Below are 12,555 nucleotides of genomic sequence, written 5' to 3'. Positions count from 1 at the left end.
CCTCGCGCTGGCGCCGCCCGCGGTGAGCACCCAGTCCGGCGGGATAAGGCCGGCGCGGACCAGCGGGCGCACCAGCGCGAGGAAGCCGGTCGGCCAGCATCCCGGATTGCTGACATGGCGCGCTTCGGCGATCGCCGCGGCCTGCGCCGGCTCGAGCTCGGCGAAGCCATAGGTCCAGCCGTCGGCGACGCGATGCGCGGTCGAGGCGTCGATGATCCGCGTCTTTTCGTTGGTGACGAGCTCGACCGCCTCGCGCGCCGCGTCGTCGGGCAGGCAGAGGATGACGAAGTCCGCCGCGTTGAGCGCCTCGGAACGCTTGGCAGGATCCTTGCGGTCGGCATCGGCGAGCGCGATCAGCTCGATATCGCTGCGCGCTTCGAGCCGCTCGCGAATCTCGAGCCCGGTGGTGCCGGCGGCGCCGTCGATGAATACGCTGACCTTCATGCCACGGCCTTCAGATGCGCGGCATCGACATAGCCGACCAGGCCAGGCCCGGGGGCGCGGCCCCAGGCGGTTCCGGCGGAGAGCTCGAGCACCTCGAACACGTCGCCCACGGCCAATTCAGCGAGCTGCTCGGCATCGGCGTCCTTGGCGGCGCGAAGCGGCGTGGCGGCGGTGACGAGATGTGCGACGGGCGCCGCATAATGCGGCGCGAAGACGCGATCGGCGAGGCGGACATCGGCGAGGTCGCGGCGGGCGGCGTCGGTGCGCGGGTCGATGCGGACCGAACGGCCGGTCAGCGCGAATCGGCTACGCGCTGCGCCTGACTGCTTGTCCTGTGCCGTTGTCGCCGCTGACGAAATGCCCGAATTCTGCAAGAAAGTCCGCCCCTTCCGGTGTCCGTGCGACGAAGATGTTCCGCTTGTCGGTCTCGTCGCGCTGGCGGCGCAGATAGCCGAGGGCGCCCAACCTGTTCAAGGCGCGCGTGACCACCGGCTTGGAGACGTTGAGCGCGCGGGCGAGACCACGCACCGTATGCGGGCCCACATCGAGGTAGACGAGCAGCATCAGCGCCATCTGGCGATTGGTCAGATCCGGTTCGCCCGACCGCACATAGTCGATCAGCGTGTTCTTCCAGGAATATAGCGACTGGTCGCTCATGGCGTTCATCGCGGCTCACTCGTTTTAGTTACAGGCCCGCAAGAAGCGCGGCTTTCAGCAACATTAACGCCCCGATAGCGAACCGGTTTCAGTGCCGCGCCGAAATGTTCCGGATATGTGACGTCCTTGTCGGGAATGCGCCTCGCGGCGCTTGCGGCGCCGGCCCGCTCCCCCTCCCGGCCACCCCTAGAATACTGCTGTTGGGTGGCCGGGAGGGGGAGCCGGCCGGTGCCGTTCTCCAACAAGCCCTTTGGGCGGTTGATCATAGGGACTACCTCCACTATGTCGCCGCTTTCCCGCGAAAGACCGACATGCTGTTCACCTTCCTCCTCGTCGTCCATGCCATCATCGCCGCGCTGCTGGTGACGGTGATCCTGATGCAGAAGTCCGAAGGCGGCGGCCTGACCACGGGCGGCAGCCCGTCCGGCCTGATGTCGGCGCGCGGCGCGGCCAACTTCCTGACGCGCTCGACCGCGATTCTTGCGACGCTGTTCGTGGCGATGAGCATCCTGCTCGCGGTGCTGGCGGCGACTCAGGGCAGGGGCACGATCGACACCAGCCGCGTGACGGCACCGGCGCAGACCGCGCCCGCCACCGGCGGCCCGGTCCCGGCGGCGCAGCCGACCGCCGCCCCCGCGGCGCCGGCCGACAACAGCGCCGTTCCGCTCGCGAACTAAGCGGCATTCAACAAAGTTTTTTGGCGGCGCCCGGAGTCGGGCGCTTGCCCCAACTCGTGCATAGAGGCTAAGCGGTGACTCCCATGACGCGGTATATTTTCATCACCGGCGGCGTGGTCTCCTCGCTTGGAAAAGGCCTGATGGCGGCGAGCCTCGCGGCGCTGCTGCAGGCGCGCGGCTATCGAGTGCGCATCCGCAAGTTCGACCCCTATCTCAACGTCGATCCCGGGACGATGTCGCCCTATCAGCACGGCGAAGTCTATGTGACCGACGACGGGGCCGAGACCGACCTCGACCTCGGCCATTACGAGCGCTTCACCGGCGTCGCTTCGCGCCAGTCGGACAACGTCACCTCTGGCCGCATCTACAAGACGATCATCGAGCGCGAGCGGCGTGGCGATTATCTGGGCGCGACAGTGCAGGTGATCCCGCACGTCACCGACGCGATCAAGGATTTCGCGCAGGCGGAGACCGAGGACCTGGATTTCGTGCTGTGCGAGATCGGCGGCACCGTCGGCGACATCGAATCGCTGCCGTTCATCGAGGCGATCCGCCAGCTCAAGAACGAGCTCGGCCGCGGGCGCTCGATCAGCATCCATGTGACGCTGGTGCCGTACATCGCGGCGGCGGGCGAACTCAAGACCAAGCCGACCCAGCACTCGGTCCGCGAACTGGCGTCGCTCGGCGTGCAGCCGGACGTGCTGGTGTGCCGCTGCGAGAAGCCGCTGCCCGCGGGGGAGCGCGCCAAGATCGCGCAATTCTGCAACGTGCCGGCGAGCGCGGTGATCCCCGCGCTCGACGCGCCGAGCATCTATGCGGTGCCGCTGCAATATCATGCCGAGGGGCTGGACGGCGAAGTGCTGCGCGCGTTCGGCATCGCGCCCGAGGACGAGCCCGACCTGTCGCGCTGGAGCGAGATCACCGACCGGCTGTTCAACCCGGAAGGCGAGGTGACGGTCGGCGTGGTCGGCAAATATGTCGGCCTTCCGGACGCCTACAAGTCGCTGAACGAAGCTTTGGTCCATGGCGGCATCGCCAACAAGGTGAAGGTCAACATCCGCTGGATCGACGCCGAGCTGTTCGAGACCGGCGACGATGCCGAGGTCGCGGCGAACCTCGAGCCGTGCCACGCGATCCTCGTGCCCGGCGCGTTCGGATCGCGCGGCGCCGAGGGCAAGATCGCCAGCGTCCGCTTCGCGCGCGAGCGGAAAGTGCCCTATTTCGGCATCTGCTTCGGGATGCAGATGGCGTGTGTCGAAGGCGCGCGGAACCTTGGCGGGATCGCCGACGCCTCCTCGACCGAGTTCGGCCCGACTCAGGAGCCGGTGGTCGGCATCATCACCGAGTGGATGAGCGCCGCGGGGATCGAGAAGCGCGAAGAGGGTGGTGATCTCGGCGGCACGATGCGGCTCGGCGCGTACCCGGCGAAGCTGACCGGCAATTCGGTCGTCGCGTCGATCTATGGGTCGGACGAGATCAGCGAGCGGCACCGCCACCGCTACGAGGTGAACACCGGCTATCGCGATGCGCTGGAACAGGGCGGACTCGTCTTCTCGGGTATGTCGCCCGACGGCATGCTGCCCGAGATCGTCGAGCGGCCCGACCATCCCTGGTTCGTCGGCGTGCAGTTCCACCCCGAGCTCAAGTCCAAGCCGTTCGATCCGCACCCGCTGTTCGCGAGCTTCATCGAGGCGGCGGTGCGGCAGAGCCGGCTGGTCTGAAGCTTTGGTTGATCCTCCCCCTGGCGGGGGAGGATCGAAGGTGTTCAGCCCTGCGGCTCGCGTCGCGCCAATATCATCGCGGCGACGATGCAGCCGCCGAACAGCGCGCCTTCGAAGGTCGCGGTGAGGGCATGGCTGACCGGCCCGAAGCTGCCCTCGCCGAACAGTGCGCCGAACTGATCGAGGCGCAGCCGCGAATTGGGGAAGTGCGCGGCGAGCAGCGCGAGGCTTCCGGCGAGCAGCCGGCCGCCGAGCAGCGAAGCGGTCAGTCCAGCCGCGCCGCCCCCTAGCGCACCCAGAACGAAGCCGCGCCGGGGCGAGGGCTCGGACACGCGATGCGCGAGCCAGGCGCCGAGACCGACTCCGCCGCCCAGCAGCATACCTTCGGTCGCCCCGGTGATGTCGCCGGGCGACTGGCCGAGCAGCAGGGTGAACGCGTCGAGCCCGACCAGCTTGCCGACCGCGCCGATGACGAGCCCGCCCGCCGCGCCGCCGACGATGCTCCACTGCCAGGGCCGCGCGGGCAGCACATTTGCCGCGGCGATGCCGATGCTCACCGCGGCCGCGCCGATCGTGCCGATCAGGATCGTGACGCACAGCAGCACCAGCATCACCGATGCCGCGCCCATGCTCGCCTGCAACGGCTGCGACGCGCCGGCAAAGCCGTAGATCAGCCCGCCGATCGTTCCCGCGATGCTGCCGCCGACGATGCCGAACCCGGCGGTGAGCGCAGCCTCGTCGCGGCGGCTGGATCTCGTGGCGGGAGGCGGGATCGGCGCGGGCGCCGCGTCGCCCTCGACCGTCGCGATGAAGCGATAGCCGTGCTTGGGTACCGTCTCGATGAAGCGCGGGCTGGCGGCATCGTCGCCGAGCTGGCGGCGCAGCGTACGGATGCACTGCGTCAGCGCTTCGTCGGTGACGGGCACGCCGCGCCACACCTCGGCCATGAAACGGTCCTTGGAGACGAGCTGGCCAGGCTCGCGGACGAGCAGGGCGAGCGCGTCGAGATAGCGGGCATTGAGCTCGATCGCCGCGCCGTCGCGCGCCAGCCGCCGGTTGCCGATGTCGAGCACGAAGTCTTCGAAGCGGTAGCTCGCCGGGGGCATTCTTCTGGAACCTTCGCCTCGCAATGCCGCCGATCCGGCCCGCGATGGATGCCTCAGCCGGTGGTGACTGGCAAGCGAACGAAAGAGCAATCAATCCTCCCCCTGGCGGGGGAGGATTAATATGCAGAACCTGGAAGCAAAAAGGGCGCCCGGACCGGTGTCCGGACGCCCCCGGGGGCGGCGCGCAAGGGGGTAGGTCGCGCCGCCTTTGGCTTGTCGCCGGTCAGGCGACCGAGCGGTGCTCGATCGCGCCGTCGCCGCCGGTCTGGTCGCCGCCGCCGATGGCGATCTTCTTGGGCTTCATCGCCTCAGGCACCTCGCGCACCAGCTCGATCACGAGCAGGCCGTCGTTGAGGTCGGCGCTCTCGACACGGACGAAGTCGGCCAGCTCGAAGCGGCGCTCGAACCCGCGATTGGCGATACCGAGATGCAGCATCTGCGCGGCGTTGTTGTCCTGCGACTCGGCCTTCTTGCCGGAGACCAGCAGCAGGTTCTGCTGCGCCGTGATGTCGATCTCGTCGGGCTTGAAGCCGGCGACGGCGATCGTGATCCGGTAGCGGTCGTCGGAGATCCGCTCGAGGTTGAACGGGGGATAATTCTCGCTGCTGGACTGGCGCGCGGTCGCTTCGAGCATGTCGAAGAGCCGGTCGAAGCCGATCGTCGAGCGGCGGAAGGGGGTCAAGTCGATCTGACGCATGGTCTGAATCCTCCTATGAGCAATATCAACGTCTTGCGGCATCCAGCTAAGCTGCGATGCCAAGTTCGCACGGCCCCGAAGGCACCGTGCAGCGCTGATTTGGGATGCCGTCCGGCGGTTTCAAGAGCGACGAGCCGTGCCCCGATCACGATATAAAGCCCATCGATCAGATAGGAATAGAATCGCTTTCTGGCTAAACCCCATCATCCTAGTGGAGTTTAAACGCGACACCACGAAGGGGAGCCACCAAGTGAGCCTGACCACACTCTCATTGCTGCTGCTTGCCGGCGCATCGCCCGCCGCGCTCGCGCAGGAGACGCCGCCGGCCGACGTGACCGTGCAGGAAGCCCAGCGCCCGACCGTGCCGGGCGAGACCCAGCGCGATCCCGAGGACGTCCAGCGCAGCTCGGCCTCTGCCGACATCGTCGTCACCGCGCGCCGCCGCGAGGAGCAGGTGCAGGACGTGCCGATCCCGATCAGCGTGGTCGGCGTCAAGGAGCTCGACAATACCGGCAGCTTCAACGTCGCACGCCTCGCGCAGCTGCAGCCGACGCTGCAGTTCTACTCGACCAACCCGCGCAACTCGTCGGTCAACATCCGCGGGCTCGGCGCGCCGCTCGGCCTCACCAACGACGGCATCGACCAGGGCGTCGGCGTCTATATCGACCAGGTCTATCTGAGCCGCGTGGCGGTCGCGACGCTCGACTTCCTCGACGTCGCGCAGATCGAGACGCTGCGCGGGCCGCAAGGCACGCTCTACGGCAAGAACACCGTCGCGGGCGCGATCAACATCACCAGCAAGGCGCCGAGCTTCAACTTCGAGGGGCGCGCCGAGCTGTCGGTCGGCAATCTCGAGTTCAAGCAGGCCAAGGCCTCGATCTCCGGCCCGCTCGGCGAGGACGTCGCGATCCGCCTCGGCGTCGCGGCGACCAGCCGGCGCGGGACGGTGTTCAACGTCGCCACCGGCAACTATGTCAACGAGCAGGACAATATCGGCCTGCGCGGTGCCCTGCTGTGGCGCGCGACCGACAATCTCAACCTGACGCTGAGCGCCGACTACAGCCGCCAGAACCCCGAATGCTGCGCTCAGATCTATGTGAAGTACGGGCCGACTCAGCGCGCCGCGAACCGGCAATATCCGGCGCTCACGGCAGCGCTCGGCTATGCCCCGCCGAGCACCAACCCGTTCGACCGGCTGACCGATCTCGACGCCGACCTCAACGCCCGCAACACGCTCGGCGGCGTCTCGCTGCGCGCCGAGTGGGATGTCGGGCCGGGCACGCTGACCTCGGTGACGGCATGGCGCTTCTGGGACTGGCTCCCGGCGAACGACCGCGACTTCACCGGGCTGCCGATCACGACGCTGTCGCAGAACCCGACTCGGCAGGACCAGTTCACGCAGGAGTTCCGCTTCGCCGGCGAGGGCAGCGGATTCGACTATGTGATCGGCGCCTTCGCCTTCTACCAGGACATCCACACCACCGGCACGCAGCGCCAGGGGCCGGCGGCGAGCCGCTGGCTGATCAACCCGAGCAACGCGCTGTCGAACGACCCGACCGTGCTCGACGGGCTGACCGCCGAGAACGACATCCGCCTCAAGAACTTCAGCGGCGCCCTGTTCGGCAAGCTCAACTGGAACGTGACCGACCAGATCACGCTCTCGCCGGGCATCCGGCTCAACTATGACGACAAGGTCGGCAGCTACGTCTCGATCGTGCGCGACGCGCAGGGCAACCTCGTGCCCGCCACCGGCGGCACCCCGCGCCAGGTCGAGCAGCGCACCGCGCTCCAGCCGCAGGCTTTCGAGGACGAAGCCTATCGCGCCTGGAACGTCTCGTACGACCTCACCGCCTCGTACAAGCCGTCGCGTGACGTGCTGCTCTATGCCACCTACGCCCACACCTTCAAATCGGGCGGCCTCAACCTGAACGGCGTGCCGGTGGTCGCCGGGGTCGCGCAGACCCAGCTCGCCCAGGTCGATCCCGAGAAGGTCGATCATTTCGAGATCGGCGCCAAGACCCAGTTCTGGGACCGCAAGGCGACCTTCAACATCACCGGCTTCTGGACCATCATCAAGGATTATCAGGCGCTGGTGAACGATGGGCAGAACACCACGCTGCGCGGCTATCTCGCCAATGCCGGCGAGGTCCGCGTGCGCGGCGTCGAGGCCGACTTCTCGATCCGGCCGAGCGAGCGGCTCAACCTCTATGTCAACGGCGCCTATACCGACCACGAATATGTCGAGTTCACCAACGCGCCGTGCCCGCCCGAGCTGTCGGGCGGCGGCAGCGGCGCGGTGATCGGCGCGCCCGGCGTGCCGGGGACCAACAGCCCGGCGGTGTGCGACATCTCCGGCCAGTGGCTGCCGGGCATCTCCAACTGGGCCTTCTCCTATGGCGCGGAGTACAACCTTCCCGCGAAGATCTTCGGCAAGGAGGGCGAGGTCTATCTCGGCGCCGACGCGAGCTCGCGGTCGAAGTTCTCGTCCAACGCTTCGCGCTCGATCTACACCGATATCGACGGCTACACGCTGGCGAACTTCCGCCTCGGCTTCCGCACCGACGAGGGGCTCAACATCTTCGGCTGGGTGCGCAACGCGTTCGACGAGCAATATTTCGACGTGCTGGCGACCACGCCGGGCAACACCGGGCTGATCTCCGGCAATGTCGGCGATCCGCGCACGTACGGCGTGACTGTCGGCTTGAGCTTCTGAGACGTGTCTGTCCCCGCGATTGACTAAGGAACAGGCCGGCGCGGGCGACAGATACCAGGGGAGGGGCCGCAACCAGGCTCCTGCGGTTCCTCCCCGACTTGGCTGGCCGAACCGGAACATCCTCCCCCGCCAGGGGGAGATGGCGCGCGCAGCGTGACGGAGGGGGAGGAGACACGCCGTCATGTTCTGGCATCCGTCCCCTCCGTCAGCTTGCAGCTGACACCTCCCCCTGGCGGGAGGGGATTGGTGACGAATGTCGATCGGTTGAGGGACGCCAGACGCGGAAACGCCCGGGCCGTTTCCAGCCCGGGCGCCTGCGTGACGATGCCTCGTCAGCCCCCTTGTGGCTACCTCTGCCCGCACATCTTTCGAGAAAGACGGGGCGAAGGAGCCTCCCCGAACCACGGCCATTGCCTGCGCTTCGTAAAGACGTGCTAGGATGGCCCCGGCCGCTTGTCACGGGGCTATGACGTCAGCCGCAGCGCTTTGCGTTCATCCTGTGTTTATTTGGCAACAGGCTTGTACGCCGTATACGAAAATCCCGTCTTTGCGATTTCCCGAACAGCCCCTAACACCGCCCCATATGCTGCTTTCCCGATACGAGCGGATGATCGCCCGCCGCTACCTCCTGCCCGGGCGGGGGGAGGCGTTCATCTTCCTCGTCGCCTCGATCAGCCTGATCGCGGTGATGCTCGGCGTCGCCGCGCTGGTGATCGTGATGAGCGTGATGAACGGCTTCCGCGCGGAGCTGTTCGACAAGATCACCGGGCTCAACGGCCATGCCGTGGTGCAGGGCTATGGCGGGCAGCTGCGCGACTGGCGCGAGATCGTCGAACAGGCCAGGAAGACCCCGGGCGTGACCAGCGCGACCCCGCTGATCGAGCAGCCGCTGATGGCGAGCTTTCAGGGCCGGGTCGAGGGCGTGCTGGTGCGCGGCATGAACGTGCCCGACATCCGCGCCAACCCGACGCTCAACGACAATGTGCTGATCGGCGACTTGAAGCAGCTCGCGCCGGGCTGCGAGTGCATCGCGATCGGCTCGCGGCTGGCGCAGTCGCTCGGCGCCTCGCCGGGCAGCAGCGTGTCGCTGCTCAGCCCGCAGGGGCTGACCAGCCCGTTCGGCACCGTGCCGCGCATCGTCTCCTACCGCGTCGCCGCGATCTTCGAGGTCGGCGTCTATGATTACGACAAGGCGTTCGTGGTGATGCCGATGCAGGACGCCCAGACGCTGCTGCTGATGGGCGATACGGTCGGGATGGTCGAGATCGACACCAACGATCCCGACAAGGTCGGCGACATCCTCCGTCCGCTCGCGCAGCAGGTGGCCGGCGCCGGCCAGCTCACCGACTGGCGCACGCTCAACGCGACCCTGTTCGAGGCGCTGGCGGTCGATCGCCTCGTGACCTTCACGGTGCTCTCGATCCTGATCCTGGTCGCGGTGTTCAACATCCTCTCCTCGCTGATCATGCTGGTGCGCGCCAAGACGCGCGATATCGCGATCCTGCGCACGATGGGCGCGACCCGGGCCGGCCTGATCAAGATCTTCGTGACCGTCGGCACGGTGATCGGCTCGCTCGGCATCGTCGCCGGGCTGATCCTCGGCTTCATCCTGCTCTATTTCCGCCAGGGCGTGCTCGGCTTCCTCGGCTTCGTCACCGGGCAGCAGATCTGGGACCCGTCGATGCGTTACCTGACCGAGCTGCCCGCCAAGACCGATCCGGTCGAGGTCGCCGGCATCGCGCTGATGGCGCTCGTGTTCAGCTTCCTCGCCACGCTCTACCCCGCCTTCAAGGCGGCGAGCACCGATCCCGTGCAGGTGCTGCGCTATGAGTAGTTCGCTCGCACCCGTTCGCGTCGAAGGGCCGTTCCTTTCCCTCGAGGTAGAAAGGCAAGGCTTGGACAAGCTCAGCCCGAACGGTGGATTTGATGACTGAGCCAGTCCTCCAGACCACGGGCCTCAAGCGCGCCTTCCGGCAGGGCGGCGCGACGATCCACGTCCTGCGCGGCATCGACCTGACCGTCGGCGAAGGCGAGATCGTCGCGCTGCTCGGACCGTCGGGCTCGGGCAAGTCGACCCTGCTGCAGGCGGTCGGCCTGCTCGAGGGCGGGTTCGAGGGCTCGATCCGCATCGCCGGGATCGAGGTGGCCAAGCTCGAAAGCCACCAGCGCACCGTCACCCGGCGCGACAAGCTCGGCTTCGTCTACCAGTTCCACCACCTGCTGCCCGACTTCAACGCGCTCGAGAATGTCGAGCTGCCGCAGCTCATCCAGGATGCGACCTTCGCCGATGCACGCGAGCGGAGCGAGGTGCTGCTCAACGCGCTCGGCCTCGGCGCGCGCCTCACTCACCGGCCAAGCCAGCTTTCGGGCGGCGAGCAGCAGCGTGTCGCAGTCGCGCGGGCGCTGGCCAACCGCCCCATGCTCGTGCTCGCCGACGAACCCACCGGCAATCTCGACGAGAAGACCGCCGACGTGGTCCTCGCGGAGTTCCTGCGGCTGGTGCGCGGCGAGGGCGCGGCGGCGCTGATCGCCACGCATAACGAGCGGCTGGCGGCAAAGATGGACCGCGTCGTTCGGCTGCACGAGGGCGTGCTGGAATAGCGGGCGGCGCGCGGGCTCCCTGCGCCGCGTTACGGTGCTATAATGATCTTCGGCCAGTGCTCGTCCATTTCCGGTCCGGAGGAGAAAAGCGCATGAATCTCACCGACATCCTCGCCCAGGCGGGCGGCATCGAATCGATGGCGAGGGAGCTGGGCGTTTCGCCCGAGACGGCGCGGACGGGCGCCGACGCGCTGCTGCCGGCGATCCTCGGCGGCTTCAAGAAACAGGCGCAAGGCGGCGGTCTCGAGGGGCTGGGCGGGCTGCTCGGCCAGCTGGGCGGCGGTGGATTGCTCGACGCGGTGCTGAGCCCGCAGGCGACGCCGGTGGAACAGGGCAACGACGTGCTCGGGCAGATCTTCGGATCGAAGGACGTGAGCCGTACCGTTGCCGGCCAGGCGTCGGCGCAGACCGGCCTCGATTCCGGGCTGCTCAAGAAGATGCTGCCGATCCTGGCGATGCTGGTGGCCGGCTATCTCGCCAGACAGGGCGGCCAAGGCGGCCAGGCGGGCGCGGGCGGCGGCCTCGGCGGGCTGCTCGGCAGCATCCTCGGCGGTGGTCGCGGTGCCGCGGCCCCCGCGGGCGGAGGGCTCGGTGGTCTCGGCCAGCTCATCGACCTCGACGGCGACGGCAATCCGCTCGACGACATCATCGGCATGGCCGGCAGGTTCGCGAGCCGATGACCGCGATCACCGACATTCCCGTCCGCACGCCGGAAGGGACCGAGACGACGCTGGCCGAACATGCCGGCAAGGTGCTGCTGATCGTCAACGTGGCCTCCAAATGCGGCTTCACCCCGCAATATGAAGGGCTGGAGAAGCTCCACCGCGACTACGCCGGCCGCGGGTTCGAGGTGCTCGGATTCCCGTGCAACCAGTTCGGCGCGCAGGAGCCGGGGGACGCGGCGGAGATCGCGAGCTTCTGCTCGCTCACCTATGACGTGACCTTTCCGGTGTTCGGCAAGGTCGACGTCAACGGACCGGACGCCGCGCCGCTCTATCGCTTCCTCAAGCGCGAGGCGCCCGGCCTGTTCGGGACCGAGGGGATCAAGTGGAACTTCACCAAGTTCCTGATCGACCGCGACGGCAAGGTGGTCGACCGCTACGCGCCGCAGACCAAGCCCGAGGATATCGCGGAGGACATCGAGAAATTGCTCTGATCGCCCCCAGGCAGCTCCGACTAGGCATCTTTGCCTGCCTGTTGCTGACGCTGACCCAGTCCGGCCACGCGCAGGAGGCAGGCGAGCCCGCGCCTGCGCCCGCGCCCGCCGCCGCGACGTTGGCGGGGGAGTATGTGCATCGCGAGATGGAGCTGGTCGCCGGCCTGCGCCTGGGCAAGGACGGGCAGTTCCTGTTCGGCCTGATCGTCGGTTCGCTGGACCAGGAGGCCCGGGGGCGGTGGGAAACGGACGGCAAGCGGATCCGCCTGATCAGCGATCCGCGCCCCGTCGCGCCGGTGATCACTGCAAGCCGAGTGGAGGCCAGGCCGGGTCGGCCCTTCGCCATTCGCCTTCTCGGCCCGACGGGGCGGGACGTGCCGGGCGTGGACCTGCGGATCGAGTTCGATGACGGCGCGCCGCTGGACAGCTACATGCCGGGCGAGCCTTGGTCGCTGCCCGAAGACGAGAAGCGCGTTCCCCGCTTCGTCACCTTCAGCATCCCGTCCCATCAGATCGCGTTCCCGCGCATGCCGATCGAATCCCGCCCCGGCACCACGGCGGTCTTCGATTTCACGCCCAATGATTTCGGCGTGGTCGACCTGACCGACGCGGTGGTGACGGTGGAGGGCGACACGCTGACGCTGACCTATCCGCTTGGCACCCTGCGGATGAAGCGAACCGGGGACTAGCCGCGACCGAGATAGCTGTGGAAAACCCCGCCGCTTCCTTTGACCCCCCGGCACCCCCATTTATAACCGTCCCATGCCCCATTCCGGCTTCGTC

The 12,555-nt window shown here is 67.7% G+C and carries 12 protein-coding genes and 1 pseudogene; 8 read left to right on the top strand and 5 right to left on the bottom strand.

Features of this window, described 5'->3' with window-relative positions; genetic code table 11:
- The 3 genes and pseudogenes from ABDV68_RS14745 to ABDV68_RS14735 form a co-directional block, all read right to left on the bottom strand.
- Nucleotides 1-444, bottom strand: a pseudogene (locus ABDV68_RS14745) (N-acetyl-gamma-glutamyl-phosphate reductase); the annotation flags it as partial.
- Nucleotides 441-818, bottom strand: a complete 378-nt coding sequence (locus ABDV68_RS14740; RefSeq protein ID WP_343520842.1) for an SH3 domain-containing protein — start codon at nucleotides 816-818, stop codon at nucleotides 441-443. The pseudogene ABDV68_RS14745 and the gene ABDV68_RS14740, both read right to left, overlap by 4 nt.
- Entirely contained in the window at nucleotides 751-1,101 is a 351-nt protein-coding gene (locus ABDV68_RS14735) for a MarR family transcriptional regulator (protein ID WP_343520844.1), read from the bottom strand. Before ABDV68_RS14735 ends, ABDV68_RS14740 begins: the two co-directional genes overlap by 68 nt.
- Nucleotides 1,102-1,415: 314 nt before the next feature.
- Between ABDV68_RS14735 and secG the strand changes: the two genes are divergently transcribed.
- Complete coding sequence (gene secG / locus ABDV68_RS14730; RefSeq protein WP_343520843.1) at nucleotides 1,416-1,778, top strand: preprotein translocase subunit SecG; 363 nt, start codon at nucleotides 1,416-1,418, stop codon at nucleotides 1,776-1,778.
- 83 nt (nucleotides 1,779-1,861) lie between these two features.
- The gene (locus ABDV68_RS14725; RefSeq protein WP_343520841.1) at nucleotides 1,862-3,499 is read left to right on the top strand and encodes a CTP synthase; all 1,638 of its coding nucleotides are present in this window, start codon (nucleotides 1,862-1,864) and stop codon (nucleotides 3,497-3,499) included.
- A 44-nt stretch (nucleotides 3,500-3,543) separates the two neighbouring features.
- Here the strand turns inward: ABDV68_RS14725 and ABDV68_RS14720 are convergent, their stop codons facing one another.
- Nucleotides 3,544-4,605 carry a transcriptional regulator gene (locus tag ABDV68_RS14720; protein ID WP_343520840.1) on the bottom strand — a complete coding sequence of 354 codons (1,062 nt, stop codon included), beginning with the start codon at nucleotides 4,603-4,605 and terminating at the stop codon, nucleotides 3,544-3,546.
- A gap of 223 nt (nucleotides 4,606-4,828) precedes the next feature.
- Nucleotides 4,829-5,302, bottom strand: coding sequence for an Hsp20 family protein (locus ABDV68_RS14715; RefSeq protein WP_343520839.1), 474 nt, complete (start codon nucleotides 5,300-5,302; stop codon nucleotides 4,829-4,831).
- Nucleotides 5,303-5,552: 250 nt separating this feature from the next.
- Here ABDV68_RS14715 and ABDV68_RS14710 point away from each other — a divergent pair, with 250 nt between their 5' ends.
- The 6 genes from ABDV68_RS14710 (at nucleotide 5,553) to ABDV68_RS14685 (ending at nucleotide 12,461) form a co-directional block, all read left to right on the top strand.
- Nucleotides 5,553-8,015 carry a TonB-dependent receptor gene (locus ABDV68_RS14710; protein WP_343520838.1) on the top strand — a complete coding sequence of 821 codons (2,463 nt, stop codon included), beginning with the start codon at nucleotides 5,553-5,555 and terminating at the stop codon, nucleotides 8,013-8,015.
- A gap of 583 nt (nucleotides 8,016-8,598) precedes the next feature.
- Nucleotides 8,599-9,849 (top strand): lipoprotein-releasing ABC transporter permease subunit, encoded by a 1,251-nt coding sequence (locus ABDV68_RS14705; RefSeq protein WP_343520837.1) that lies wholly within the window; start codon nucleotides 8,599-8,601, stop codon nucleotides 9,847-9,849.
- Between the two features lie 92 nt (nucleotides 9,850-9,941).
- Complete coding sequence (locus ABDV68_RS14700; protein ID WP_343520836.1) at nucleotides 9,942-10,616, top strand: ABC transporter ATP-binding protein; 675 nt, start codon at nucleotides 9,942-9,944, stop codon at nucleotides 10,614-10,616.
- A 92-nt stretch (nucleotides 10,617-10,708) separates the two neighbouring features.
- On the top strand, nucleotides 10,709-11,296 hold the full coding sequence (locus tag ABDV68_RS14695) for a DUF937 domain-containing protein (RefSeq protein ID WP_343520835.1): 588 nt from the start codon (nucleotides 10,709-10,711) through the stop codon (nucleotides 11,294-11,296).
- Nucleotides 11,293-11,772 (top strand): glutathione peroxidase, encoded by a 480-nt coding sequence (locus tag ABDV68_RS14690; RefSeq protein WP_343520834.1) that lies wholly within the window; start codon nucleotides 11,293-11,295, stop codon nucleotides 11,770-11,772. Before ABDV68_RS14695 ends, ABDV68_RS14690 begins: the two co-directional genes overlap by 4 nt.
- Before the next feature lie 41 nt (nucleotides 11,773-11,813).
- The gene (locus ABDV68_RS14685) at nucleotides 11,814-12,461 is read left to right on the top strand and encodes a hypothetical protein (protein ID WP_343520833.1); all 648 of its coding nucleotides are present in this window, start codon (nucleotides 11,814-11,816) and stop codon (nucleotides 12,459-12,461) included.
- The last annotated feature ends 94 nt before the right edge of the window (nucleotides 12,462-12,555 follow it).

It is taken from the genome of Sphingomonas sp., from assembly GCF_039595165.1.
Classification (GTDB): Bacteria; Pseudomonadota; Alphaproteobacteria; order Sphingomonadales; family Sphingomonadaceae; genus Sphingomonas.
The sequence above is the reverse complement of the archived record's forward strand: the minus strand, read 5'-3'. Positions and strand labels throughout refer to the sequence as shown.

Bases quoted from the DNA above. Each gene is read 5' to 3' on its own strand.
- ABDV68_RS14725 (WP_343520841.1), top strand. From the start codon at position 1,862: ATGACGCGGTATATTTTCATCACCGGCGGCGTGGTCTCCTCGCTTGGA.
- ABDV68_RS14735 (WP_343520844.1), bottom strand. From the start codon at position 1,101: ATGAGCGACCAGTCGCTATATTCCTGGAAGAACACGCTGATCGACTAT.
- ABDV68_RS14715 (WP_343520839.1), bottom strand. From the start codon at position 5,302: ATGCGTCAGATCGACTTGACCCCCTTCCGCCGCTCGACGATCGGCTTC.
- ABDV68_RS14695 (WP_343520835.1), top strand. From the start codon at position 10,709: ATGAATCTCACCGACATCCTCGCCCAGGCGGGCGGCATCGAATCGATG.
- ABDV68_RS14705 (WP_343520837.1), top strand. From the start codon at position 8,599: ATGCTGCTTTCCCGATACGAGCGGATGATCGCCCGCCGCTACCTCCTG.
- ABDV68_RS14690 (WP_343520834.1), top strand. From the start codon at position 11,293: ATGACCGCGATCACCGACATTCCCGTCCGCACGCCGGAAGGGACCGAG.
- ABDV68_RS14720 (WP_343520840.1), bottom strand. From the start codon at position 4,605: ATGCCCCCGGCGAGCTACCGCTTCGAAGACTTCGTGCTCGACATCGGC.
- ABDV68_RS14700 (WP_343520836.1), top strand. From the start codon at position 9,942: ATGACTGAGCCAGTCCTCCAGACCACGGGCCTCAAGCGCGCCTTCCGG.